18 protein-coding genes are annotated in these 26717 nt (G+C 49.1%); 13 read left to right on the top strand and 5 right to left on the bottom strand.

The window, feature by feature from the left end:
- Positions 1 to 108: 108 nt before the first annotated feature.
- Positions 109 to 1305: an App1 family protein gene (locus IMY23_RS04790; protein ID WP_192820993.1), complete on the bottom strand. Its 1197-nt coding sequence runs from the start codon at positions 1303 to 1305 to the stop codon at positions 109 to 111.
- Positions 1306 to 1347: 42 nt separating this feature from the next.
- Positions 1348 to 2190 (bottom strand): M48 family metalloprotease, encoded by an 843-nt coding sequence (locus IMY23_RS04785; protein WP_192820992.1) that lies wholly within the window; start codon positions 2188 to 2190, stop codon positions 1348 to 1350.
- Between the two features lie 195 nt (positions 2191 to 2385).
- Here IMY23_RS04785 and IMY23_RS04780 point away from each other — a divergent pair, with 195 nt between their 5' ends.
- On the top strand, positions 2386 to 3465 hold the full coding sequence (locus IMY23_RS04780; RefSeq protein WP_192820991.1) for a DNA topoisomerase IB: 1080 nt from the start codon (positions 2386 to 2388) through the stop codon (positions 3463 to 3465).
- A 70-nt stretch (positions 3466 to 3535) separates the two neighbouring features.
- On the opposite strand, the gene IMY23_RS04775 is transcribed toward IMY23_RS04780, so the two are convergent.
- Positions 3536 to 5134: a hypothetical protein gene (locus IMY23_RS04775; RefSeq protein ID WP_192820990.1), complete on the bottom strand. Its 1599-nt coding sequence runs from the start codon at positions 5132 to 5134 to the stop codon at positions 3536 to 3538.
- A gap of 98 nt (positions 5135 to 5232) precedes the next feature.
- Between IMY23_RS04775 and IMY23_RS04770 the strand changes: the two genes are divergently transcribed.
- Positions 5233 to 6822: a hypothetical protein gene (locus tag IMY23_RS04770; RefSeq protein WP_192820989.1), complete on the top strand. Its 1590-nt coding sequence runs from the start codon at positions 5233 to 5235 to the stop codon at positions 6820 to 6822.
- A 51-nt stretch (positions 6823 to 6873) separates the two neighbouring features.
- Here IMY23_RS04770 and IMY23_RS20290 read toward each other — a convergent pair whose 3' ends face one another.
- Positions 6874 to 8268 (bottom strand): exonuclease domain-containing protein, encoded by a 1395-nt coding sequence (locus tag IMY23_RS20290; RefSeq protein ID WP_192820988.1) that lies wholly within the window; start codon positions 8266 to 8268, stop codon positions 6874 to 6876.
- A gap of 421 nt (positions 8269 to 8689) precedes the next feature.
- Positions 8690 to 9787 carry an AI-2E family transporter gene (locus tag IMY23_RS04760; protein ID WP_192820987.1) on the bottom strand — a complete coding sequence of 366 codons (1098 nt, stop codon included), beginning with the start codon at positions 9785 to 9787 and terminating at the stop codon, positions 8690 to 8692.
- A 329-nt stretch (positions 9788 to 10116) separates the two neighbouring features.
- Here IMY23_RS04760 and IMY23_RS04755 point away from each other — a divergent pair, with 329 nt between their 5' ends.
- The 11 genes from IMY23_RS04755 (at position 10117) to IMY23_RS04705 (ending at position 26543) form a co-directional block, all read left to right on the top strand.
- Positions 10117 to 11988, top strand: coding sequence for a DNA topoisomerase IV subunit B (locus tag IMY23_RS04755; protein WP_192820986.1), 1872 nt, complete (start codon positions 10117 to 10119; stop codon positions 11986 to 11988).
- A complete protein-coding gene (locus IMY23_RS04750) occupies positions 11981 to 14737 on the top strand; it encodes a DNA gyrase/topoisomerase IV subunit A (RefSeq protein ID WP_192820985.1) in 2757 nt (918 codons plus the stop codon). Before IMY23_RS04755 ends, IMY23_RS04750 begins: the two co-directional genes overlap by 8 nt.
- A gap of 65 nt (positions 14738 to 14802) precedes the next feature.
- Positions 14803 to 15591 (top strand): hypothetical protein, encoded by a 789-nt coding sequence (locus tag IMY23_RS04745; RefSeq protein ID WP_192820984.1) that lies wholly within the window; start codon positions 14803 to 14805, stop codon positions 15589 to 15591.
- Between the two features lie 827 nt (positions 15592 to 16418).
- Positions 16419 to 18896 carry a DUF5686 family protein gene (locus tag IMY23_RS04740; protein WP_192820983.1) on the top strand — a complete coding sequence of 826 codons (2478 nt, stop codon included), beginning with the start codon at positions 16419 to 16421 and terminating at the stop codon, positions 18894 to 18896.
- 263 nt (positions 18897 to 19159) lie between these two features.
- Positions 19160 to 20230: a tetratricopeptide repeat protein gene (locus IMY23_RS04735; RefSeq protein WP_192820982.1), complete on the top strand. Its 1071-nt coding sequence runs from the start codon at positions 19160 to 19162 to the stop codon at positions 20228 to 20230.
- A gap of 46 nt (positions 20231 to 20276) precedes the next feature.
- A complete protein-coding gene (thrS, locus tag IMY23_RS04730) occupies positions 20277 to 22214 on the top strand; it encodes a threonine--tRNA ligase (protein WP_192820981.1) in 1938 nt (645 codons plus the stop codon).
- Positions 22215 to 22324: 110 nt separating this feature from the next.
- A complete protein-coding gene (infC, locus tag IMY23_RS04725) occupies positions 22325 to 22855 on the top strand; it encodes a translation initiation factor IF-3 (protein ID WP_370589832.1) in 531 nt (176 codons plus the stop codon).
- Between the two features lie 24 nt (positions 22856 to 22879).
- Positions 22880 to 23074: a 50S ribosomal protein L35 gene (rpmI, locus tag IMY23_RS04720; RefSeq protein WP_192820980.1), complete on the top strand. Its 195-nt coding sequence runs from the start codon at positions 22880 to 22882 to the stop codon at positions 23072 to 23074.
- A gap of 85 nt (positions 23075 to 23159) precedes the next feature.
- The gene (gene rplT / locus IMY23_RS04715) at positions 23160 to 23504 is read left to right on the top strand and encodes a 50S ribosomal protein L20 (protein WP_192820979.1); all 345 of its coding nucleotides are present in this window, start codon (positions 23160 to 23162) and stop codon (positions 23502 to 23504) included.
- Positions 23505 to 24486: 982 nt separating this feature from the next.
- Positions 24487 to 25935 (top strand): tyrosine-type recombinase/integrase, encoded by a 1449-nt coding sequence (locus tag IMY23_RS04710; RefSeq protein ID WP_192820978.1) that lies wholly within the window; start codon positions 24487 to 24489, stop codon positions 25933 to 25935.
- Between the two features lie 149 nt (positions 25936 to 26084).
- On the top strand, positions 26085 to 26543 hold the full coding sequence (locus IMY23_RS04705; protein ID WP_192820977.1) for an immunity 26/phosphotriesterase HocA family protein: 459 nt from the start codon (positions 26085 to 26087) through the stop codon (positions 26541 to 26543).
- Positions 26544 to 26717: the final 174 nt, after the last annotated feature.

Genomic DNA, 26717 nt, shown 5'->3' with positions numbered 1-26717 from the left:
ACAGGAACCCATGATAAGCAACAGTAAGACCCAGGGAATAAGAGATACCACTTACGGCATGGAAAGGCAATATATAGCTATACGCAGATTTAGTAAGTTAAGCCATGTCTACCCCACTTTCCTTGTGTCTTTGCTGATGGGCTCCGGTGCCTGGTGCGTGGCCGTGCCCACGTCATCACTGGTGTCAATGGCTTTCTGCTCTTCTACTTTCTGCACTTCTTCCTGGTAAATGAGGCCCATTTCTGCCGCGTGCCGGGCGGCCTGCTCGGTATCTTTCACCAGAATCATGTCCACGGTGCCTTTGAGTTCCTCGGTTATTTTGGTGACAATCTCGGCGCGCTCAGGCAATTCCACGTCTCTGATGTAGGTGCAGATTACCCGGCCCGGAAACTGCTTGATCACCTCGCGGTAAATGGGCGCGTCTTCCTGGCCACTGTCACCAATCAAAACAAAGTTGAGGTGCGGGTAGGTGAGAAAAATGTTCTGAATCTCCTTGAACTTGTGGCTCATGTGGTCAGAACCGAAGAATTTGTTTTGCATCAACCCAAAATCACGCAGCAAAAGCGGTCCGGCCGGAATATCATGGATGTCCAGGAAGTCATGCAGCAGGTCATAGAGGTTCCAGGGGCTGCTGCTCACGTAGAAAAAAGGGTTATTGCGCTTTCCGTTCCTACCCAATTGCAACGACCGGTAAAAAGCCGACACGCCCGCAAACGGCAGCCGCGTGCGCGCGTTGTTCATGAACGTGTTCTGTGACATCCTGATCAAATCTGTGGCCGAGGTGAGCACAATGGTGTCATCAATGTCAGAAATGATGCCGTATTCTGCGTCTGGTGGAGGAACCAGCACGTGGGCTTTGGCTTTAATACCCGGCACAAAAGAAGAAATGTCAGCTTCCAGCAGTTCAATATCAAGTTCATGCCAGATGTCTTCCAGTTCCAGAGGGGTTTTTGGGGCCAGGTTCAGCACAAAATAGCCTTCTCGGTCTGTGGTGACTACATACTGTTCATCCTGGAAATTCACCTGCAACCGGGCGTCTCGCACTTCATCGCTCTCAAACCGGCGGTACATGTTCAACAGGTTCTTGAGCAGGTTGTCATTGTCAGCGGCAGAGGTAATGCCTTTGTCTGCCAGCACGCGGCCTTTGAGGTACAGGCGATTCACGGTGCCGTAGCTGCGGTAAGGCAGAATGTGCAAGGGATGGTACAAGCCCAGCCGGTTCCTGAACCGTTGCATATACAGGTCCAGGGTGTCATCTGCTTTTTCCAGCAAATTGCCGAAGGTGGTTTTCCAGTTATTTTCCATGCCTGATGAGGTGCTTGAGTGATTCTGAGGAAACGTGCGCGCTTAAAGACCTAAGTTGCGTTTAAATTGCTGGTACCCAGTATTGGCGGCTGCCTCGCGTTGGCAGCCCTGGGTCTGGGCTTTGGCTTGAATGTCCTGCACGCGGTTGCCCGGGGAAGGGTGGGTACTGATGAATTCGGGCGGCGTGCCTTTTTGCTCCAGCGTCTGCATTTTCTGGAAGAAGCCCGCGGCGCCGTCACAGGCGTAATAGTTGGTGCCCGCCAAATACTCCACTGAAAAATTATCTGATTCCCTTTCATAGTCTCGGCTGAATTTTAGGCCCGCCATCTGGCCGGCCAATTGCGCCACAATGGTCTCCAGCTGCCCCGCATTCTCACCCAGAAACAGGTTCATGATGAAGGCCATGCCGTGCTGCTTCTGCAATTGTTTGATGGAGTGGCGCTTGTCGGCGTGGGCAATTTCATGGCCCAATACTCCGGCCAACTGGTCTTCGGTGTCAAGATAATTAATCAGGCCAGTGAACACATAAATGTGGCCGCCGGGCGTGGCGAAAGCATTTTGGGTGGCTGGGTCTTGTATGATGGTCACCTTCCAGGGGAATTCGTCTTCGTAGCTCACCGCGCCAGAATTGAGCAGCCTCTCTACTATTTTGTCAAGGTGGGCGTAGGCGTTTTTGATCTTGGGGTCAGAAGAGTTTCGGTCCAGGAGTTGGCCTTTGGCGCGGTACGTGGAGTCTACCTGGTTAGCCACCTGTTGGCCAAGTTTCAAGTCTTCTTCAATGCCAAACAAGACAAGGTCCCCGTTTTTATCGCCACCGCAGGAAGCCAGGGAAAGAAGTAGAGCCAATAGCCCAACGTAGGTAGGTTTGAAGAAGGATGCGTTCATAGGAGGCCTCAATATAGAAATAAGTTGTACTCTACTACGCAAGCGGCGCATATTTGATATGACTGGCGCTCGGCTCAGAACGTACTGCCCTGTATTTTCCGTTTTCGGGCTCCATTCCGGAAATGAGCCCGAAAATGGAAACCATAACTTTTCTGGGTTTTAAAAGTTAAATGACAAATTCCACTAATCCCAACCATGGAAGAACCCCAAAACGCCGAATCAACCGGCATTGACTATAAAGCCTTCGCCGAGCAGGCGGGCCTGCGCTATATACCAGACACCAAACCTGGTTTCACCAGAGCGCAGAATGGTAAAAAAACCGAATTCCTCACCGCCAAAGGCGAAAAAGTAACCGATGCCAAAATACTGGACCGCCTGACAAAACTGGTGATTCCGCCCGCCTGGACCAATGTCTGGATCTGTCCTTCGCCGAACGGGCACATACAGGTCACGGGCCGGGATGAGAAAGGCCGCAAGCAATACATGTACCATCCGCAATGGAATGCGGTGCGCAGTTTAAACAAGTTTGGGCGCATGCGGGCCTTCGGGAAGGTGTTGCCCACCATTAGAGAGCAGATTGAGAAAGACCTGCGGCTGAAGAAACTGGAGAAACGCAAGATTCTGGCCATTGTGGTGGAGTTGCTGGACCATTCTTTCATTAGAATCGGGAACAAAGCCTATGCCAGGGAAAACAAATCCTTCGGGCTCACCACGCTGCGCGACCGCCATGTGAAGATTGTAGGTGACCAGTTGCACCTGGAATTTGTGGGGAAGAAAGGCGTGCCGCACCAAATCAGCATCAAAGACAAACGGCTGGCCCGCCTGGTGAAACAATGCCAGGACATTCCGGGGTATGATTTGTTTCAGTACTATGATGAAAACGGCCAGCGGCAAGCTGTGGAATCTGGTGATGTGAACGAATACCTTCGGGAGTTGAGCGGGGAGGAGTTTACGGCCAAAGATTTCAGGACCTGGGGCGGCACCGTGCTCATGGTAGAATGCCTGGAGCAGATTCTAGACGAAAACCCCGAACTGGAGAAAGAGAAATCTGTGAAGGAAGCCGTGAAATTGGTGGCCAAAGAATTGGGAAACACGCCCACCGTCTGCAGCAAATATTACATTCACCCGGAAGTGACCAGCCTGTTCAAGCAAGACAAGCTCATTGATTACCTGCGCAAGCACGACGCCAAAAAGAAAAAGGAGCAGCCCCACTTATCCCGCACCGAGGAATTTGTGATAAGAATGTTGGAAACCCTGGAGAAGGACGCTGCTTAATATTGCGTTCCGAAAGAATTCCCGTTTTCGGGCTCATTTCTGTAAATGAGCCCGAAAACGGGAATTTTATTTAGATTCCTTCACGGTCAAAGGCGTGTACCACGGTATTTTTGCTTTTGTAGATTTTGGTTTCCTTGCCTTTTTCTTCGGCCACCATGCCCTGGCGGGTGTCATAGACTTTGGTTTTCTTGCCCCAGCCGCTCACGTGGGACGTGTCTTTAATTTCATCTTCACCCATGCCGCCGTAGATGTGCACGGTGATGCCGCGGTCTGCCTTACCGGTAATAATGAATTCATCTGAGGCGGCCAGCCCGTGCAGCGTAATGGTTTTGGTTTCGCCTTTCTTGAACACGCGGTCAAAGACTAACTGTGACTGCTCTTTCTTCTCTTTGTTTTCCTGCAACACCAGTACCCGCGTGTCGCCGTTGGGCAGGCGCTCCACCACAAATTTTTCTTTTTCATCGGTGCCCGGCACCACCACGTTTTTGGCGAAGCGGAGGTACATTTGCTGGGCTATTTTTGGCAGTTGGGCTCGTCTGGCTTTCAGTTTTTTCAAAAGGTCTGGGCCTACTAAAGGATATACTTCGGTCGGCATTCGGTTTATGGCATCTTGCAAAACTTGGTCAGTGAGGCCGGTCTGTAATTCCTGCGCCAGCGCCTGCCATTGTTCTAAGGTCACCTCGTTCAGGCAGCGTTCATCAATGAACTGGGCGTTTTGCAGGTAGCCTTTCACGGAAGTCACATCCTTGTGAAACGTTTTCATTTTGCTCAAAGGCGCCCACCGCCGGCTGAACAACCAAGGAACAAACCCGTCATCAAATTTAAAAAAAGCCTGGTCTCTGTCTTTGGGAACGGGGGCGTATGAAGTAACCGAGCCTGTGTCATAGACCGCCCATTGCCATTGGCCTTCGTGCCGATCCCAGTCGCCGATGAACACGTCAAACAAACGCGCCTTTGCAAAAGCCACCTGGTCTGGTAAGTGAGAGTGTTTGGCGAATCTGTTTTTCAGGAATTCCTCTGAATCCACCAAATCTTTGGCTTTGCCTAAATAGCGGGTAAGGGCTTCTTTGCCTTCGTATTTCTCTTCCAGCAGAAACACCTTGTCTTCAAAATCTGGCGAGATGTTCTCCAGTTTCTCTATGTTGGTAGGAATGTACACGTAGCGCGGATGGCTGTGCGGAATCTTGGCGCCTTCGGCTAACCCAGACACCACCACCGCCCCGTACGGCAAGCCCGCCGATGTTTGGTCTCTCAAAAGATTGGTAAGCCCAGTTTTACGGAGGCCTTTGGGAAGAATGTCTTTGGGATCTTTGTCAACGCTGCGAAGGGCATATTCGCGGCCTTTCTCGTTTTCTAAGGTAAGGCTGGTGGTCTGGAAACCTCCGCCCAGTTTCTGCGGCACTAATCCGCCGTGCATGCGTTTGAGGTCCAGCACTGGTAACCGGACCGGTTGTGCCCAGACTTTACGGTAATGCGAACCCCACCACAACCGGTGCCAGAACCCGCGGTCATAATGTTTGCCGGCCACCACCAGGGCAGAATCCCACTTGGCGCGGGTCTCAGAGGTAACCGGCCCCGCCAAGGCTGACTCCTGGAAATAGTTTTTCTTGCCGCAGCTGGTTACCAACGCCACCGAAAGGAAAAGACAGATGTATATTACTCTTTGCATGTTCTAATTTCTTTTCTGCCTTACCGCCTGCGCCCCATAAAGGTTTTCCTAATAAGGCCGCTGAACCTCTGACTTGCTTTCTAAGTATAAATACCCACATGAATTTTCTTATAAAGTTTACGGTTGCCAGCAAAACATCATGGGTTTGCCTCTGGTTTTTCCTGTTTTTCCTTTCTGTATTAAGACCAGTTGCTGCCACCGCGCAACAGAAAGACTCTACCGTAACGGTGGCCGCGGGCCCGCATTACATTAAAAACGCCTTTCACCGGTTTTGGTGGGGCCGGCATTACCGGCAGGTGTGGGCCGAGCCGGTAGCGGCGCCTTTTTTCTGGGTAGAAAAATTCAAAGGTGGCGTAACACCCATTAAACAAGGAGGAAGTTTCCAGACCAAAAACCTGCGCCTGCAAGATTCGGTGGGCCGTGAATTTGTGCTGCGTTCCATTGATAAAGATCCGTCAAAAGCGTTGCCTAAAGGCTTACAGAAAACCTTTGTAGCCAATCTCATGCGTGACCAAACCAGCGTGATTCATCCGTACGGGGCGTTTATTGTGCCGCACCTGGCCAATGCGGCCGGCGTGTACCATACTAATCCGGCGCTGGTGTTTATTCCAGATGACCCGGCGCTGGGCGAGTTCAGGGCGGAGTTCGCCAACACGCTGGCTTTGGTGGAAGAACGGCCCGACGGCAACTGGGAAAAGAAAGCGAGTTTCGGGAATCCGGCGGAAGTGGTGAGTTCCAAAAAAGCCTTCGAGAAATTGATGGAAGACCCCAACCACCAGGTGGAGGCGCGGCGTTACTTAACCAGCCGGTTGTTTGACATGTGGCTGAGTGACTGGAGCCGCCGCGAAGACCAATGGCGCTGGGGCGTGCATGAAAAAGAAGGAAAGACCACCTATGGCGCCATTCCCCGCGACCGGGACCATGCCTTCTTTAAATTCCATGACGGCGTGCTCACGGCTTTTGTGAGTTTGTTCAAGCCCAATTACCAGAGTTTCGACAAGACCATCAGCAAGGCCAACGTAAAGGGGCTGATTAACGCCTCTAAACGCATGGACGCCTACTTTCTTGCCTACCTCACCCGAGAAGACTTCCAACAGATTGCCCAAGACTTGCAGGTGAAACTGGCCGACACCGTGATTGAAAACGCGTTGCTTAATTGGCCCCCGCAGATCAGGAAATTAACCGCCAAGCAGTTCACCGCCAAACTCAAAACCCGCCGAGACCAATTAGCCAGAGCCGCCGATTTATTTTACCTGCAACTGAACAAAGAAGTATTATTGCCTGGCACCGATGAAAAAGACAAGTTCTTGGTGCAGTACCTGGAAAACGGCGATGTGACCGTGCAGCTTTGGACTTCCCCTAAAAAAGACCCGCCCACGCTGGTGCACCAGAAAACCTTTAAAGCAGGCGTGACCAAATCCATTGAGCTGTTTGGCCTGGGCAAAGCAGATGAACTGGAAATAAGCGGTACTGGACCCAATAAAATGGACATTACCTGGGTTGGCGGCGAAGGCTCAGATGTTCTGAAAATTCCGGAGAATTGGAAAGGCGGCGCTAAACTTCTGGTGTTGGATGAAAAAGACGGAAATGAATACCCGCGGCACAAAGCCGTGAAAGTGAGAGAGCATTCACCCAAAGCCAATGAATTCAACGGCGAAGGCTGGCTCCTGCGGCACCGGTTACATTAAAAGAATTCCTGTTTTCGGGCTCATTTCTGGAAATGAGCCCGAAAACAGGAATCAGTCAAAAATCAAGACTTTGTCTTTGTGCGACGTTCTGAGGTAACCGCGTATAATCTGCTGCGTGTCTTTGTTGTCATTGTAATATTTGATCACATCCTTGAAATCCTCCAGACCGGTGGCGCTGAACGTTTCGTCCATGTAGCCAAAGCCCAGGTAACGTCCGTTGTCTACCACCACCACAGATTTCTCGTCGGCGCTGCGGCCTTTGCCAATCACCACAAAGGAACCGTAGTCATATTTAAAGGCGTCCATGGCTTCGGTCACGCGCTTGTTGTATTCTTCTGGTGCCTCTTTTCCCACGCAGGCGCCGTTGCACTGGTGCACCTGGTAATCAAAACAAGCGCCGTTTGACTTATACAAATCGCAGAGTTTCTGGCAGAGGTTGTATTTCTGTACGCGGCTGTGCAGGAAATTCTTGGCCTGAAATTGGTTGGCCATGGTGAGCAGCGGCGGCACCGCATCCCTTGATTTCTGAAACGTAAGCCGCAGATAACCGTCCTGGTCTATATACGAGTAAATGCCGGAATGGAACACGCTGCGGCGCTGGGCACGGTTGTAGTACGGTTTCCGTTTCTTGATTTCATCAGACTCAAACAGCAAGGCCACCAACTCAGAACCCGTTCGCTCATAACTGATGCTGGCGATGCGGTTCTTGAACTCCACAGATTTCTTGCTCTTGTAATCAATGTTAAAGTGCTGAATGATGCGCTTTTTGATGCTTTTGCTTTTGCCCACGTAAATAATCTCGCCGGTCTCATCATGGAAATAATACACGCCGGCCTCCAGCGGCAGCGCGTCCACCATTTCTTTGCTGATGGCCGGCGGCAGGAGCGAGGTCTTGATTTCACGGGAAATGGCGGAGCCCAGCTTTTCGTCCTGATCTGCATTTACTTTATCAGCGTCAATCTTGAGCAGGCGGTCAAACAGTACGGCGGTGGCCTCGGCGTCGCCAATGGCGCGGTGGCGCATGCGCAGTGGAATGTCAATGCTCTGGCACAGTTTGCCCAAACTGTAAGAAGGCAGGCCCGGCATCAGTTTCCGGCTCAGGCGCACCGTACACAAAGTTTTCCGTTGGAAGTTGAAACCCAGATCCGCAAACTCTTTTTTCACGAAGGAATAGTCAAACCGCACGTTGTGAGCCACAAATACATTGCCCTCGGTGATCTGCACAATCTGGCGGGCCACTTCATGAAACTTTGGCGCGTCGCGCACCATGTCATCGGTAATGCCGGTGAGCTGCGAAATAAAGAAAGGAATGGAGCGGCCCGGGTTAATGAGCGAATGGAACTGGTCCACCACTTTCTCTCCGTCATGGATGAAAATGGCGATCTCGGTAATCCGGTCATCGGCGGGCTGACTGCCGGTAGTTTCAATGTCTATGATGGCGTACACGCGCGTTTCTTAAGGTTCAGGCGGCAGCAGCACTGCCTCTTTCTTAACTCAATTACGGGCAATATCGTTTCATTTCAATACTCTGGAAAGCTAGTCTTTTTAGCTTTGCTAACGCTATCCCGTTTTTGGCTCCGTTTCCAGAAATGAGCCCGAAAACGCAAACCCCAGAAACCAAAAAAGCAGCCAGAAGGCTGCTTTCTCTTGCCCCTGTACGGGGCGGCACTATATCCAAATCTATAATTCCTGTATCAGGTTTTGATGTAATTTAAGGCTGTATGTAAGTAAAGCATTAACTGAATTTCAGGAGTCTTGGTCCCAATGAGCCAGCTACTTATGCAGACAGATGTTTATATACTGGCGTTTAACAGAATTGGTTGCGGCGTTTTGGGGCTCATTTTCAGAAATGAGCCCCAAAACGGGATTATTCATTTTTCTGACGCTTGAGTTTCTTAAGGAACTTGTTTTCTTTGTTCTCCTGATGCACGTCACTTAGTAGAAACCCGAAGGGCTTGAGCGGTTCATACGCGTCAAACAGCACCTTGAGAATTGCGATGATGGGAATGGAAAGGATCATGCCGGGCGCGCCCCAGATTTCGCCGCCAATAATCAAGGCCAGAATGGCCGCAAATGGGTTGATGCTCACCCTGGAGCCTACAATGTAGGGCGTGATGAAATTGCCTTCCAGAAACTGCACAAACCCGAAGATAGCCACCACAATAAGCGCCTGCCCAATAGAACCAGTGTCTACCAGCACAAACAACGCTGGGAACAGCGCGCCAATCAGAATACCTATGTAAGGAATAATGGTCAGAATGGCCGCCAGCACGCCAAAGAAAATAGCATATTCCACGCCCATGACCAACAGCCCCACCGAGTTGAGTACCGACACAATGCAGATCACAATCAGCAAACCCGACAGATAGCCCTGCACCACGCGCTGTATATTGTCAACAGTGTCCATGAGTGAGCCGCGGCGGTTGTTGGCAATGAACTGGAACATGAACTGGCGCAGGTGGTCTCTGAAATAGAGCATACAGAACACGTAAATGGGAATAAGCGTGAACACGGTAAGTGCGCCGGTGGTCAACGAAATGGTGCTTCCCAAAAAAGCCGTCCCGCTCTGCGTAATGGTGCCCATGGCTTTCTCCAGGAATTCATTTTTGTTGGTAGGCTTAATCCCGAACTGTTCCTGCAAGAACCCCTGGAACTTGGCAATGAGCATGGAGATTTTAGAGTTGATTTCCTTTAACTCCTCTGAGAAACTAGCCAGCTGAGAAGACAGAAACCAAACCAACAGCGCCAGCACTATGATCACCAGCACCAGGCAGATGGTTATGGCCAAAGCCCTGGGCAGTTTCCGCTCCATCACGCGCGTCATGGGCAGCAGGAGCAAGGCAAACAGCGCCGAGAAACAAAGAGGAATAAGAATGGAGCTAAAGGTCTGCAGGAAAAAAAGGAGCAAATACAGCCCCAGCAGAATCAGGACGTACTTGGCGAAGGAGGGAATTTTTAGCTCCATGGGGCAAGGCAGAAGTTAGAAAGGTGTTAACGGTTATGAAAGAAACTAAAAAGCTAAAATAATTAGCAAAATGGTTGTTTGTTTTGATTTAGCAGATAAAAATAGCTAAATTTATAAGCAAATAGCAGCTCTCCATTGAACCTGAAAGTGGCACATTTGGTTACAAATAAAAGCAAAACAACGCAGGCTGAATCAAAGCCCAGGCGCTGTAAAACCGCATTTAAAGACTAAATTTGTCTTTGCGCTGCCTGGTTGCCGCCAGCTCCCTGGCAATGTACATTCAAAAATTCATTTATTTTACCCAATACTACTAAACCCAAAAGTTCCCTATGGCTGAACTGACTGATGTTACCTACAACGAGGATAGTATACGTTCCTTAGACTGGCGTGAACACATCCGGCTGCGCCCGGGTATGTACATTGGCAAGCTAGGCGATGGCTCCTCTCCCGATGATGGGATTTACATTCTGGTGAAAGAGGTGATTGACAATTCCATTGATGAGCACATGATGGGGCATGGCCGCACCATTGAAGTCAAAATCTCTGACCACAAAGTGGTGGTGCGTGACTACGGCCGCGGCATTCCGCTGGGTAAGGTTATTGACTGCGTGAGCAAGATTAACACCGGTGGTAAGTATGACAGCCGCGCCTTCCAGAAATCGGTGGGCTTGAACGGCGTGGGAACCAAGGCGGTGAACGCTTTGTCGGCCCAGTTCAAGATTCAGTCGGTGCGTGACGGCAAAACCAAAGTAGCCGAGTTTGAGCGCGGCGAATTGGTGAACGACGAACCCCTGCAGGACACCACCCAGCGCAACGGGACCACCACGGTCTTCGTGCCAGATGACACCATTTTCAAGAATTACCATTTCATTCCGGAGTTCCTGGAAAACCAGATCTGGAACTACGTGTACCTCAACGCCGGCCTCACCATCCATTTTAACGGGCAGAAGTATTTGTCTGAAAACGGCTTGAAGGATTTGCTGAGCCGCAAGATTGCCGAGGAAAGCATGCGGTACCCTATCGTCCACATTAAAGGGGAGGATATTGAGTTCGCGCTCACCCACGGCAATGATTACGGCGAGGAGTATTATTCCTTCGTGAACGGACAGTATACCACCCAGGGCGGTACGCACCTGGCGGCTTTTAGAGAAGCTGTGGTGAAAACCGTGCGCGAGTTCTACAAGAAAGATTATGACGCCACAGATATAAGAGGTTCCATTGTGGCGGCTGTGGCTATACGCGTGCAGGAACCGGTGTTTGAAAGCCAGACCAAGACCAAACTGGGCTCCATTAACATGGCGCATGAAGGGCCCACCGTGCGGAACTTTGTGAATGACTATGTCAAAGAGCATCTAGACAATTACCTGCACAAGAACCCAACCGTGGCAGATGCCCTGCGTCGCCGCATTGAGCAAAGTGAGCGCGAGCGCAAAGACATGGCGGGCATTAAAAAGCTGGCCAACCAACGCGCCAAAAAAGCCAACCTGCACAACAAGAAACTGCGTGACTGCCGCTTCCACTTCGCGGAGAGCAAAGATTTAGAGAAAGAAGCCTTGACCACCTTGTTCATTACCGAAGGGGACTCGGCCTCAGGCTCTATCACCAAATCCCGCAACGTAGAGTTAGAGGCGGTGTTCAGTTTGCGCGGGAAACCGTTGAACTGTTTCGGGCTGAAAAAGAAAGTGGTCTATGAGAACGAGGAATTCAACCTGCTGCAACATGCTTTAAACATTGAAGAAGGCCTGGAAGGCTTGCGCTACAACCGCGTGGTAGTGGCAACAGATGCTGACGTGGACGGTATGCACATTCGGTTGCTGTTGATGACCTTCTTTTTGCAGTTCTTCCCAGACCTGGTGAAAAACGGACACTTGTACATCCTGGAAACGCCTTTGTTCCGGGTGCGCAACAAGAAAGAGACCATCTACTGCTACAACGAGCAGGAGAAGCAGAACGCTATCAGAAAATTGGGCAAAAACCCAGAAATTACGCGCTTTAAAGGGCTGGGTGAGATTTCACCGGAAGAGTTTGGCAAGTTCATTGGCGACAACATACGGCTGGAGCCGGTGATCATGGGCAAAACCGGCGAGAACATCCAGAAGATGCTGTCTTACTTTATGGGCAAGAACACGCCGGAGCGCCAGCAGTTTATCATTGAGAATCTCAAAATAGAGAAAGATATAGTAGAGGAGGTTTATGCTTAACGAAGAATTGGAAAACGAGAATAACTTAGAACTGGGAACTGAACTAGCCGCTGATGAAGTCATCCATGACATCACGTCGGTTTCTGGGCTCTATGAAAACTGGTTTCTGGACTACGCCTCTTATGTAATTCTGGAACGGGCCGTGCCTGCCCTGGAAGATGGTTTCAAACCAGTGCAGCGCCGCATCATGCACGCCATGAAAGAGATGGACGATGGCCGTTTCAACAAAGTGGCCAACGTGATTGGGCAGACCATGCAGTACCACCCGCACGGTGACGCGTCTATTGGCGATGCCATTGTGAACCTGGGCCAGAAAGACTTACTGATTGAAACCCAGGGAAACTGGGGCGACGTGCGTACCGGTGACAGCGCGGCGGCCCCGCGTTACATTGAGGCGCGTTTGACTAAGTTTGCTTTGGACGTGGTGTTCAATGGCCAAACCACTGAGTGGCAATTGAGCTATGACGGCCGCAAGAACGAACCGGTGACCTTGCCAGTGAAATTCCCGTTGCTGCTCGCGCAAGGCGTGGAAGGTATTGCCGTGGGCTTGTCCACCAAGATCATGCCCCACAACTTCCGGGAATTGATCAAAGGCTCCATTGACGTGCTGAAAGGCAGACAAACCACTTTATTGCCTGACTTCCCAACGGGCGGGTTGGCGGACTTCACCAATTACAACGGTGGGGGCAGAGGCGGTAAAATCAGGCTGCGCGCCACCATTGAGAAAGTTGACAAGTCCTTGCTGGTGATCAAAGATGTGCCTTACGGTACCACCACCACCGCTTTGATGGAATCTATTGTCAAGGCCAGCGAGAACAACAAAATCAAGATCAAGAAAGTGGTGGATAATACCGCCGCTGCTGTTGAAATTCAGGTGCACATTCCGCCCGGAATTTCACCTGACTTGACCATTGACGCGCTGTATGCCTTTACAGACTGTGAGGTGTCCATTTCGCCCAACACCTGCGTGATCATTGAAGACAAACCCCGTTTCTTGAACGTGGACGAACTCCTGCGCATGTCAACGGTGAAAACCGTGCGGTTGCTGGAGCGCGAGTTGGAGATACGCATGGGCGAGCTTGAAGACAAATGGCACCAGAGCAGCTTGGAGAAGATCTTCATTGAGAACCGCATCTACCGAGACATTGAGGAGTGTGAGACCTGGGAAGCCGTGTTGCAAGCCATTGATGAAGGCTTGAACCCGTTCAAACCCTTGCTTCGCCGCGAGGTTACCCAGGAAGATATCATCCGCCTGACGGAAATCAAAATCAAGCGCATCTCTAAGTTTGACGCCTTTAAGGCAGATGAATTTATTAGAAAGCTGGAAGACGAGATGGCTGAAGTGGCCGATAATCTGGCGAACCTGACACGCTACGCCATTAGTTATTTTGAGGGCTTGTTGGCCAAATATGGCAAAGGCAAAGAGCGCAAAACCCAAATCAGAACATTTGATGTGGTGTCGGCGCAGAAGGTGGCGGTGGCCAACCAGAAGTTGTACGTGAACCGCAAAGATGGTTTTGTGGGGTATGGCCTCAAGAAAGACGACAATGTGGAAATGGTGTGTGAATGTTCAGACATGGACGACATCATTGCCATTAGGAAGGATGGCAAATTTATGGTGAGCCGCATTTCTGATAAACTTTTCATGGGGAAAGATATCATCCACCTAGGGGTCTATAACAAGAATGACGAGCACATGGTCTACAACATGATCTATGTAGATGGTAAAACCGGCATTTCCTTCGCGAAGCGCTTTGCCGTGACGTCCATCACTCGTGACAAAGAGTATGATTTGACCAAAGGCGAGAAAAACTCCAAAGTGGTGTACCTGACGGCCAACCCTAACTCTGAATCTGAACTGGTGACCATTACTTTGCAACCGGCCAGTACCGCCAGAGTGAAACAGTTCGACTTTGACTTCGCTGAATTACTGATCAAGGGCAAAGGTTCTCAGGGGAATATTGTGACCAAGCACCCAATCAAGAAAGTAACTCAGAAAGCCTTGGGTGAATCAACCCGTGGCGGACGTGAAATCTACTATGATGAAGTGATTGGCCGTTTGAACACCGAAAACAGAGGTCGTTACTTGGGTTCGTTTAATACCGACGACAACATTCTGGTGATTTACAAAGACGGGTCTTATGAACTGACTTCGTTTGAGTTGTCTAACCATTATGACGTGGCCAATATTGAGGTGATTCACAAGTTCTCCCCAGAGTTGGTAGTGTCGGCGGTGTACACAGACGGCGAAACCAAGATTACCTATGTAAAGCGTTTTGTAGTGGAGACCAGTACCATAGGCAAGCGGTTTATCTTCATCAGTGAAGCCAAAGGCTCAAAACTGCTGGCCGCCACGGTGAACCCAGAACCTAAGGCAGAGATTAAATTCCAACGGGATAAAAAATCTGAGAAGGAATCTGAGGTGTTGCTTTTGAACGAGTTCATTGACGTGAAAGGCTGGCGGGCAAATGGGAACAAACTGAATTACTACAAGATTTTCAGCATCACCATTGAACAACCAGAGACCAAGGAGCCAATTAAAAGCAAAAATGGGATTAAAGCAGTAAAGAATAGTAAAGTAGAGGCAATATTTATTCCTAAAATTGAGCCATCTTTTTCCAGTGGAGACGAAGTAATCCTTGATTTGCAGCGGGAACAACCATTAGAGGTAGCTTCCGTAGAAAGTGAACAAATTGGGGAACCTGAAAAAGCCCCTAAAAAAGAAAAAAGGCAACTCAATCTCTTTTAGGAATTTACAATGCTTTTTCGTAGCTTCCCCAATCCTGCATTTAGACAATATAAAGAATGGGAAGCATGCGAAGCATTTTTACTGTAGTTTATCTGCTGGTCTTGCTAATTAGCGTTTCTCCCCAGGCTGCCAAAGCTGGTGGCCTGGGCTCAGATAAGCTGTTGTGGGAGGCTAATCAGCTGTACCGGGAATTCAAGGACACCGAGGCGCTGGAGAAGTTTGAGCTGGTGCTGGCCCTGGACCCAGCGCAACAGGAAGCCCTGTGCAAAGCCAGCATTCTCTGCGGCCGCATTGGCAACCGGTACGGCGATGACACCTACAAAGGCATTTATTTCCAGAAATCTCTAGGGTATGCGCAACGCGCCCTGGCCGTTGACAGCACCCACGCCGAGGCTAACTTTGTCACGGCCTTGTCTTTAAGCTTGCTGAGTCAGACGTCTTCGCTCAAACAGCGCATGCAGCATTTGGTCTTGATCAAGCGTTACCTGCAGAGCGCCCTTACTTATGATGCAATGCACTCCGGTGCCTGGCATTTACTGGGCCGGTGGAACTACAAGGTGGCCAACATGTCATTTGCAGAGCGCGCGGCCAGTAAGTTGTTCACGCAGCAGGATCTCTTGACCGTGACCAACCAGGAAGCCATTACCGCCATCTACAAATCCATTGAACTGGAACCCAGCAACCTGCTCTACTACTATGACCTGGCCCGTGTCCTGCATGATGCCGACCAAACCAATGAATGCATCTCTATCTTGCAGAAGGCCCTTGACCAAAAGCTGGTCACCTCAGAAGACCTGGAACTGAGCAGAAGATGCCGCCTTCTATTGCAGGAAGTCATGAAAGTGAGGGCATAAGGTTACACCTATTATAAACAGAGAAAGGCGCCCATAAGGCGCCTTTCTCTGTTTATAAATCTACTTAAGAAGAAGCGAACTATGCTTAAGGGCAGTGCCATATTAGTTGCATTTCTTTTCAATTAAACAATGTATCTTTAGCTTAGCCTTTACCTTGGGTACTTTCCGTTTTCGGGTTCATTTCCAAAAATGAGCCCGAAGACGGAACCCATTTATGTGCCTAAGAAGCGTGGCGGCTTTCATTGCCAGGTGGCCCATTTGTCAAATAATACCGAACTTTTATAAGAAGAAATTACTTGTCCTTTTTGGATAGGATTTGCCAAGGAGGAAGGGAACGGAATTCATGTTAGAAGTAAGGTTAAAATTCATTTTGCTAGGTTAAAGAATAAAGCATAACCAATACCAAAGCAATGGTTTACCTATCGGTAGAAAAGAGGTAACTTATATTCATGTCAGTGCTAGTATCATGACATCAGAAGGATTCATTAGGTTTTGGCGCTTATTTTGAATTTAGAGCCCAAAAACGAAGACGTGCCATCTGGTGATAAATTAATAAGCGTAATGAGTGGTATTAACTGGTTAAATATTAAATAGTTATCAGTTGAAAGGTTTTGAAGCTTTTGATAAATTGAAAAAATATTATTAAGTTGATAGGGGATTTCTTCTGTTGACTGTCTATTGTAGGAGAATTCTTCTTTTCCCCCAAAAGAAGCACCCGCCAGAGACTACTCACTTCTGGGTATTTATAGGCTCTGCGGGCATAGTAATCCATTGATGCTTACCGTAACTCATTACAAATTCTATCTTTGCTTTTCAATATTAGCTTTGTGAAAAATCTCTTATTACCTGTCCTTCTGTTGTGGAGTGCTTTGTCGGCGGTGGGCCAGAATGCGCCTATCAGAGGCAAAGTGGTGGACGCTGATTCTAAGAAACCGTTGGACTACGTAACCGTCCATTTATATAAAGCCAAAGTGCCCACCTTCACAGATGAAGCGGGGGCGTATGAAATAAAATCCTACTCGCTTTCAGATTCAGTCACGTTTACCTTGTTGGGGTATTCGGCCATCACCAAATCAACCAAAGCACTGCAGAAAAACGGGAACATTCAGCTGGTGCGCCAAAGCTACGCCATCCAGGAAATTGTGGTGAGACCCCGCGAAAACCCTGCGTTCAGAATAGTGCGCGAAGCCGCCAAGAAGAAACACCTGTACCTGCCAGAGAACCAACCTTCGGCCCAGTTCAGAACCTATTCCATTATGAAGGGGAGCATTCTGGAGCGCGATGCCACAAACAAAAAGAAAGGCTTCTCCAAGCGCTACGCCCCGTACCTGGACAGCGTGGCCTTGTCTGACAATCCCAATAAGAAGGCCGCTTTGCCCATCTTCCAGACCGAGACCGTGAAAGAGACGTTTTTCACCCGTGATCCCCGGAAAAGCAAGGAAGTTCTGGTGGCCAGCAAGATGAAAAGCGTGGGCTTTGAGGGCGATGACAACCAGATTTCGCAGTTGATCAATGCGCAGGCTGAACACTTCACGCTCAACCAGAACTTCATGCGCATGTTTGACAAGGAGTTCATCAGCCCCATTGCCAATAGCTGGAACGCCTATTATGACTATGACCTGGAAGACAGCGTGGAAAGCGGAAGCGGCAAAGTCTACAAGCTCAAAATCATACCCAAGCGTCCGCAGGACCTCACCTTTGAAGGCTACATGTGGATTGCCGACAGCTCTTTTGCCTTGCGCCGCATTGAACTCAAGATGAACAAAGACGTAGGCCTCAACTTTGTGAGTGACCTCCAGATTGTGCAGGCCTGGGACGATAAATACCCCACCATGTTGCCGCTGTCCAGCAAGCGCAAATTCCAGATTTCGGGCTTGCCGGGCACAGACGTGCGCATTTACATTGAGACCATTACGCAGTACTCAGACCTTGTGCTGGGAACCGCCAAGCCAGACGGGTTCTTCAACATCACGCACCAAATAAGTGACTCGGCGCTGAAACACAAAGAATCATATTGGCAGACCATCAGGCCGCAGGCATTTTCACCGGCTGAGCTCAAGCGCATGGAAGCCATTGACCAGATCAACCAACTGCCCGAAGTGCAGAGCACCGTAAAGCTCATCAGGGTAATTGTGGAAGGCCACATGAAGGTCAATGACAAGTTTGAATGGGGACCGGTGTTTGGCGCGTACGTGTACAACAAAGTGGAGGGCAGCCGTTTTCAGTTTGGCGGCCGAACCACGTCAGACTTCCACAACAACTGGATTTTGAACGGCTACGTGGCCTATGGCACCAAAGACAAATCGTTTAAAAGTCTGGTGAACGTGCGCTATATTTTTGACCGCGAACGCTGGACGGAGTGGGGAATGAGTTACCTCAATGATGTAGGGCCGGCGGCCATGGATTTGAACAACACGCAGGTGAACAGTTTGTTTTTTTCGGCGTTCAGGTGGGGCAAGATGAATTTCCCGTACCAGCAGGAGCGTTTCCAGATTTGGGGCGAACGGGAGTGGTTTCAAACCTTTAGGCAACGGCTAACCTTGCGCCATAGCACATTCCGGCCGGTGTTTGAAATGGCCGAAGTGGTGAATGAAGGAACCGACGCCCGGTTTTCCAGTTTCCGGAGCACCGACATCACCTTAAGTTTCCGGTTTTCGCCTGACCGCAAAATGTTGATCAGGCACCATAACAAAATAGCCATCTCCAACTCCAATTCCCCGGTGATTGGGCTGGAATTGTCGGCGGGTTTAACGGGCTTATTGAAGTCAGATCTGTCTTACCAGCAAGTGACCCTCTCAGTGGACCAGCGCCTGAACACCGGCGTGTTTGGCTATGGCCGATATTACTTCAGGGCTGGAAAGACGTTCAACCGCGTACCGCTGCCGTTGCTGCAGGTGCCCACCGGCAATGAGACGCCGTTCTTCATTCTGCACGGGTATAACCTGATGCCATTCTTCGCCTTCGCTACTGATGAGTTTGTGTCTTTGCGCTATGACCACCACTTTGAGGGAGCCGTTTCCTTGACCAACAGATTGCCGCTGCTTAAAAAATCACGGGTGCGGTTGGTGGCGGGCGGCGCGGTGCTCTATGGCAGACTCACAGATAAAAACAAACCCGAAGGCGGCGTGACCCAAACCGAAACCGGAAATTTCAGAGGCCTGGGCAAAACACCGTACGCCGAAGCCAACGTAGGGTTCAAGAACATCTTCCAATTGATTCGGGTGGATTTGATCAGACGCCTTACCTACAAAGAATTGGAGTCGCCGCTGTGGGGCGTGCGCATGTCGCTGGCCATAAATCCATAAAGGCACTTTCCGTTTTTGGCCTCGTTTCCAGAAATGAGCCCGAAAACGGAAATCAACTTGGAACTCCTGGTTGAATTTTTAAGAAATCGATTCAATACTTTTCTGAAATCCGAATATTTACAAACAAAAAAGGAAAGGTATCTACTGAAAAAGTGGGAGGCGAAATTTCCGTTTTCGGGCTCATTTCCAGAAATGAGCCCGAAAACGTTTTAGATTTCCGGGTAAGCCGTATCTTCGTCTGGATTAAAAACTCATCTGCCGGAATGCGATTTTCCCTTTGGTCTTTGTATGCGTTGGTATTGCTCTCGTTTTCTTGTACTGAGAAAGTGAAAGAGGGCGAACGCATGTTTTCCATGACCAAGGTAGACAGCAGCGTGCCCACCCAGATTGCCGAACTCACCAAAGCCCTGGAACAAGGCAATGACCGGCCTGAGTGGTACTTGAAACGCGCCCGGCTGTACCTTGCCCAGAACCTACCCAAAGAAGCGCTGGTAGACATTAACCAGGCCATTGCCCAGGACAAAGACTTAGGCGAGGCTTATTTCCTGAAAGCAGGCATCTTGCTGCAACGCGGCGACTACCAGGGCACCCGGCAGATGATGGCGCAGGCACAAACCTACAACTACTATACCCCGGAGTCAGAGGCCATTCTAGCGGAAACTTACGTGGCCCTGAAGCAGTATGACCAGGCCCTGGGCCACAGCAGCAAAGCCATTGCCTTAAGTCCGGGCCAGCCCAAATACTATGTCTTGCTTGCCCGCGCCCAAGCCGGCACCGGTGATACCACCAAAGCCTTGGTAAATCTGGAAAGAGCCTTGCAACAGGATTCTACGTCTTTGCCAGCGTATAAGGAGTTAAGCGCCATTTACACCGCCCGGCAGCAGTTTGACCTAGCTATCCCGTATGTGCAGGCAGGGGTGAAGCGTCAGCCGCAGCAAGGCTTTTGGTGGCACCACCTGGGCGAGTTCTACCTGAGCCAGCGCCTCACTGACACCGCCATGGCCTGCTTCACCAAAGCCATTGACCTGGAACCCGACAGCCCCCAGCCGCATGCCGGTCTGGCCAAAGGCTGGTACAAGAAAAGACAGTACAGCGCGGCGCTCCAACATTTTCAAAAAGCGCAGGAGCTAGGCTTGGTCCTGGATGATGCCACCCGGTATTTATTGGCCACCACCCTTGAATGGACCGGCAACCGCGAGGTAGCCCGCACCCATTATGTTTTTTTATACAGAAAAAATCCGCAGAACCCGCGTTATAGCGTAGCTTTGCAGCGTACCGCCCCGCCAAGGCCGCGCGTGCAGATTGATTCCTTGCCGCAGAGAACAGTTTTTTAACTATTTTGCCACGGTCAAGCTAAAATGAAGCTTATTTGATTGCTATATGATTAACATCACTTTGCCGGACGGCTCCGTCCGTGAATACCAGGAGGGCGTCACCGGAATTGAAGTGGCCGCCTCCATTAGTGAAGGGCTTGCCCGCAACGTATTAGCCGCCAAAGTAAACGGGCAGGTGTGGGACCTTACGCGCCCTATTGAACAAGATGCCCATGTCCAACTCCTCACCTGGAATGATGACGAAGGCAAGGCTACCTACTGGCACTCCTCGGCGCACTTAATGGCGGAGGCCCTGGAGGTCTTGTACCCCGGCGTGAAACTGGGCATTGGCCCGGCCATTGAGAACGGCTTTTATTATGACATTGACCTGGGCGAAGAGAAAACCTTGTCCAGCGATGACTTCCCGGCCATTGAGCAGAAAATGCTGGACCTGGCCCGCCAGAAAAGCGAATACGTGCGCAAGGCAGTAAGCAAAGCAGATGCCATTGCGTATTTCACGGAGAAACAAGATCCTTATAAACTAGACTTACTGGAGCGCCTGGAAGACGGTTCTATTACCTTCTACACCCAAGGCAATTTTACAGACCTTTGCCGCGGGCCACATATTCCCAACACCGGGTTTATCAAGGCGGCCAAGATCATGAACGTGGCCGGTGCCTACTGGCGCGGCGACGAGAAGAGCAAACAGCTTACCCGTGTGTACGCCATCACGTTCCCCAAGCAAAAAGACTTAACCGAATACCTGGAGCGCCTGGAAGAAGCCAAACGCCGTGACCACCGCAAGCTGGGCAAGGAGATGGAGCTGTTCGCGTTCTCAGAGAAAGTGGGCATGGGCTTGCCGTTGTGGTTGCCCAAAGGCACCATGCTCCGCGAGCGTCTGGAGCAGTTCATGCGCAAAGCCCAGCAGAAAGCTGGCTACCAACCGGTGGTGACCCCGCACATTGGATCCAAAGAATTATATGTGACGTCTGGTCACTATGAGAAATACGGGGCAGACAGTTTTCAGCCTATCAAGACGCCTAATGAAAACGAGGAGTTCTTCTTGAAGCCCATGAACTGCCCGCACCACTGCGAAATCTACAAAACCCGCCCGCGTTCCTACAAAGAATTACCGGTGCGGTTAGCAGAATTCGGGACGGTGTATAGATATGAGCAAAGCGGCGAATTGCACGGCTTGACCCGCGTGCGCGGCTTTACCCAAGATGACGCCCACATTTTCTGCCGCCCAGACCAGGTGAAAGAGGAATTCACGAAAGTGATTGACCTGGTGCTGTATGTGTTCAGAGCCCTCGGGTTTGAGAACTACACCGCCCAGATTTCGTTGCGTGACCCAGAAAACAAAGCCAAATACATTGGCGCCGATGACCTTTGGGAGAAAGCCGAGCGCGCCATTATTGAAGCCGCCGAAGAAAAAGGTTTGCCAACGGTAACTGAACTTGGCGAAGCGGCATTCTACGGCCCTAAGCTGGATTTCATGGTGCGTGACGCCTTAGGGCGCAAGTGGCAGTTGGGAACAATTCAAGTAGATTACAACTTACCTGAGCGATTTGAGTTAGAGTATATTGGCTCAGACAATGAAAAGCACCGGCCGGTTATGATTCACCGGGCACCGTTCGGGTCACTGGAGCGGTTTGTGGCGGTTTTGATTGAGCATTGCGCCGGTAACTTCCCGTTGTGGTTGAGCCCAGAGCAGGTGGCCGTGTTGCCTATCTCTGAGAAATACCATGACTATGCCCAACAGGTAATGTCGCAATTAGCAGACCAGGACATACGCGGCTATTTAGACAGCCGTGATGAAAAGATTGGCCGTAAAATACGTGATGCCGAAGTGAGCAAAGTACCGTACATGATCATTGTAGGGGAGAAAGAACAGGAAAACCAGATTATCTCAGTGCGCAAACACGGGCTGGGCGACATGGGTAATATGCGGGTAGATGCCTTTGTGGAGAACTTCAGGGCGGTGCTGGCAGAGATGCTCAGTTAAAAATTTTAGAAAATTATTTTTATTGTACAGGGAAAAACGCGATCTTCGCACCCTGATTGTGAAACCTATATTGAGGAGGTACAACTATTTCTACGAATAACAAACGCTACGTGCCACGTGGCAAAGTTGAAGAAGCCCACAGAATCAACCAGCGCATCACCGGTTTACGGGAAGTGCGTGTGGTTGGCGAAAACGTGGAACCGGGTGTCTACAGTATTGACCAGGCCCGCCGTTTAGCGCAGGAGCAGAATCTTGACCTGGTGGAAATTTCCCCCAAGGCAGACCCGCCAGTTTGCCGCATTATTGACTATTCTAAGTTCAAGTACGAACAGAAGAAGAAGCAACGGGAGATGAAAGCCAAAACCACCAAGGTGGTTATGAAAGAGATTCGGTTTGGCCCTAACACAGATGAGCATGACTTTGAGTTTAAACTCAAGCACGCCCGTCAGTTCTTGAATGAAGGCGCCAAGGTGAAAGCGTACGTGCACTTTGTGGGCCGTACCATTGTCTTCAAAGAACGCGGCGAGTTGCTCTTGCTCAAGTTTGCCCAAGCCCTTGAAGAAGTGGCCAAGGTGGAGCAGTTGCCCAAGTTGGAGGGGAAACGGATGTTCTTGTTCCTGTCTCCTAAAGTGAAGAAATAACCGTTCACTATTTATATAACCCACATGCCTAAAATGAAAAGCAAATCAGGGGCTAAGAAGCGATTCACCCTGACAGGCACTGGCAAAGTAAAGCGTAAGCACGCCTACAAAAGCCACATCCTGACCAAGAAAACCACCAAGCAGAAGAGAAATCTGACTCACATTGGTTTAGTTAGCGAAGCTGACCAAGCGAACGTGAAACGCATGTTGGTGGCCTAACCCAATCAATTTTTTTCAAATTGTTTCATCGGGAACTGGTAACTAAGAATTACACCGAGATCACCAGCCCCAAAAAAAATCAGAAATGCCTAGATCGGTCAATACCGTGGCTGCGCGCCACAAGAGAAAAAGAATAATGAAATTGGCCAAAGGGTACTTTGGCCGTAGAAAAAACGTTTGGACAGTAGCCAAAAACGCGGTAGAAAAAGGTATGCTTTACGCTTACCGCGATAGAAAGGTGAAGAAAAGAGATTTCCGTGCCCTGTGGATCCAGCGTATCAACGCTGCTGCCCGCATCAACGGCCTGTCTTACTCCCAATTGATGGGCGGTCTGAAGAAAGCCAACATCAACCTGAACCGCAAGGTTTTGGCTGACCTGGCCTTAAACCACCCAGAAGCCTTTACTGGAATTGTTGCGAAAGTGAAATAAGCTTTCCTGTAAATAGATTTGAAAAGCCCGGTTTTGCCGGGCTTTTTTTGTGGGTAAAATTTTAAAGTGCTCTTTCCTGTTTTTGGGCTTGATTCTGGAAATGAGCTCTAAAACGGGAATTTATTTTAACTTATGTGAGACTATCTGTATTCAGGTGACTTACTTCTGTCTTTTAATTCCCTGAGCTTCATTTTCCAATGCGATCCGGTACCAAGAAAACTGGCTGTGGGCTTGGGTATTTGCTAAATCATTAAATTCTCTTGGAGATAAAGCTTTGGTGCCGGGTGGGCATGAAAATAAAATTCAAACCGGGTCATTAACCAAGAAACAATATGAGAGCATGTTTAAATTTGCCTTTTGCGCTGCAAAATCAAAATTTAAACAAGCTCTGAAGGTTGAATTAGAAGTGATAAGTCAAATGACCAGTTGACAAAAACTCTAGTAAATCAAGAATACGGGAGGTGAAAACTACTTGAACTCTGGAGAAGGTTCTTGCTCCACAGCCCGCATGTAATTTTGCCAATTGACGATTAGCACCTTGTTTTGAGGAAGGACTATGTACCCGTAGTCATAGCAGAAATTATATAACCGGCCGTTTTGTGCCTGGTATTGGTGGGTATGGTATCTAAAATCAAATCCGGCGCTTTGTAGCAGTGAAAGGCTTACCGTGGTCTTGCCTCTGGGCGACGCGTGTTTGAGGACGCTTCTGTTTTTGCGCAAAATAGCATTGGTTTGGTGAATGAGCCTTTCGCCAAGATCTTGTTGCTTCTTTTTATTGTTCGCCAAAGACCGACACTGTTCCCCACAGAAAACTTTATCTGATCTTCCTTGCACAGGGGTGAGACATTGAGGGCACTTTCTTGTTTCCTTTTGTTCCATATCCGTGTTATTACCCGTGTATATCCGGATATACACGGGTAATAACACGGCTGACCTTTACAAAGGTTTTATTTTTACCCCTGTAAAATTACAATGCTACTCCATGGCTACTACGTTGCCCATCCTTTATCTCAATCAGTTAGTCCACCAGGGTAGAACTTTCATTAAGTTGTGGTATGCGGCTAACCCATTGTTGACGAACCATTTGCGCCAGGCCAGCTGGATTCAATTCAGTAAAACCTATAAAGCCTTTGTGATGCATCATTCCCCGGAGTGCTTGGAACGGACCTTTGCACATTGCCATGGTGTGGCCACGGTGACTACGGTCTATTTGAAAAAGGCACCAAGATTAACGCCAGGTAAACCAACCGTTTTGCTGGCAGAAGTGACAGGTATGGACCCATTGCCAAAAGTACCTGATTTGCCCGTAGTTAAATTACAGCCCTTTTTATTGGAGGACGGGAGCACAAAGGTGGCATTAAGCTTTAAGTATTCTGAAGAGATATTTACTATTTTGAAGAAGAGCCCAGTTGTGCATTGGCACAAAGAAAAGCGGGTATTTGTGGTGGCCGCCACTGGTGAGGTGCTTAAGAAACTGCAGGCGCAACTAACTGGAAAAGCATGGCTTTGGCTCAGCCAGGAACTTGCAGTGAAAGATGTGGCCTTGTTACGGCAGCTCTGGGAGCAAACTTTCTGCAAACCAGAAGACTTCATCTCTTGCCCACTAGCCTTCCTGGAAAAATTGTTTTTATTGAATTACAGCCAAAACACTATTAGAACTTACCATAGCCTGCTTCTGCGGTTTTTGAATTGGCATAAACACGTTGGGTTACCCAAGATCCAGCAGTTCAAGGAAATGGAGATTAACGAGTACCATAGGCAAATGGTGCAGGCAGGCACGTATTCTTATTCTTTTGTCAACCAAAGCATTAATGCTATAAAATTTTATTACCAGCGGAGTTTGGGCCGCGCCGATGTGCACCTAGCCAATGTTGAGCGACCTGAAAAACCAGAAAGATTACCCACGGTGCTGAGCAAGCAGGACGTTGCCAGAATAATGGCTGCCACATATAATCAGAAACACAGATGCTTGCTGCAACTGCTGTACGCAGGTGGGCTTCGGATTGGGGAGGTGATCAATTTGAAAATCACGGATGTACAATCGGCCCGCAACTTACTCTTCATTAGGGGTGGCAAAGGCAAGAAGGACCGAACTACACTATTGTCTCAGAAATTACTGGAGAGTTTGCGGCTCTATTATAGGGAATACAAACCGAAGGAGTGGCTGTTTGAAGGTCAATTTGGTGGGCAGTATACGGTGCAGAGTGTGCGGAAGGTTTTTAACGAGGCTGTTCTGAGAGCTGGAGTTCAGACAAAAGTCACGCCTCACACCCTTAGACACTCTTTTGCGACACATTTGCTAGAACAAGGCACTGATTTAAGGTATATTCAAACACTTCTTGGCCATAAGAATAGCAAAACCACAGAAATTTACACCCACGTGACAAGTCACGCCCTAGACAAGATTGTGAGTCCGCTTGATTGTTTGTGATAATGTGTTACTTTTAATTCTAAATATACCGTGGTCTCACCGTCCCTCAAAGAATGAAGGTCATCCAAAAAACAACCTTTCTGCCTACAGGTATAGTGCTGATAAGTATACCTGGTGTGTTTATACTGTAGTTAGGCGTAATAAGAACAATGAAAAAACAAAGACGAACAATTGGAGCAGTTGTTGAAATACCATTGGACGACGGCACACATTGCTACGGCATAGTTCTCGAAGATGCTTCGGTTGGTGTTTTTAAAGTAAAGACTAATGAAAATCTTGAAATTCCTGATATTCTAAATAAAGAAGTGCTCTTTATTGTTGCTGTTTATAATGAAGCAATCACTTCTGGACGATGGAAAAAAGTAGGGAAAGTGCAGTTAGATGGAAGATTTGAAGTATTACCCTTAAAATTTATTCAAGATTCTCATGATGCTACTTCGATTGACATTTATAACCCAAATACAGGCGAAATAACACCATCGACAAAAGAGGAATGCATGGGATTGGAATGTGCCGCAGTTTGGGCAGCAGAACATGTTGAAAGTAGAATAATTGATTACTTCAACAATAAAGAGAATGTGTGGGTGAAGCAATTAGCATTAAAGTAAAATTACTAACGCCTAACAACACCTAAACGTCAGTCTTCGGCCGACGGCCTCGCCCGTCGTTTAGCTTAGTACGTTGGCAGCAATTGTAATCATGAATTTTAAGTGAAAATTAAACTATATTCATTCAAGGGCTTTCTGTTACGGCTAGGGATAATTCTCTTCGATTTGGCTGTA

It is taken from the genome of Rufibacter sp. LB8, assembly GCF_014876185.1.
In the GTDB taxonomy this organism is placed as follows: domain Bacteria; phylum Bacteroidota; class Bacteroidia; order Cytophagales; family Hymenobacteraceae; genus Nibribacter.
Note: the sequence above shows the minus strand (reverse complement) of the source record. Positions and strands in the feature narration are given on the sequence as shown.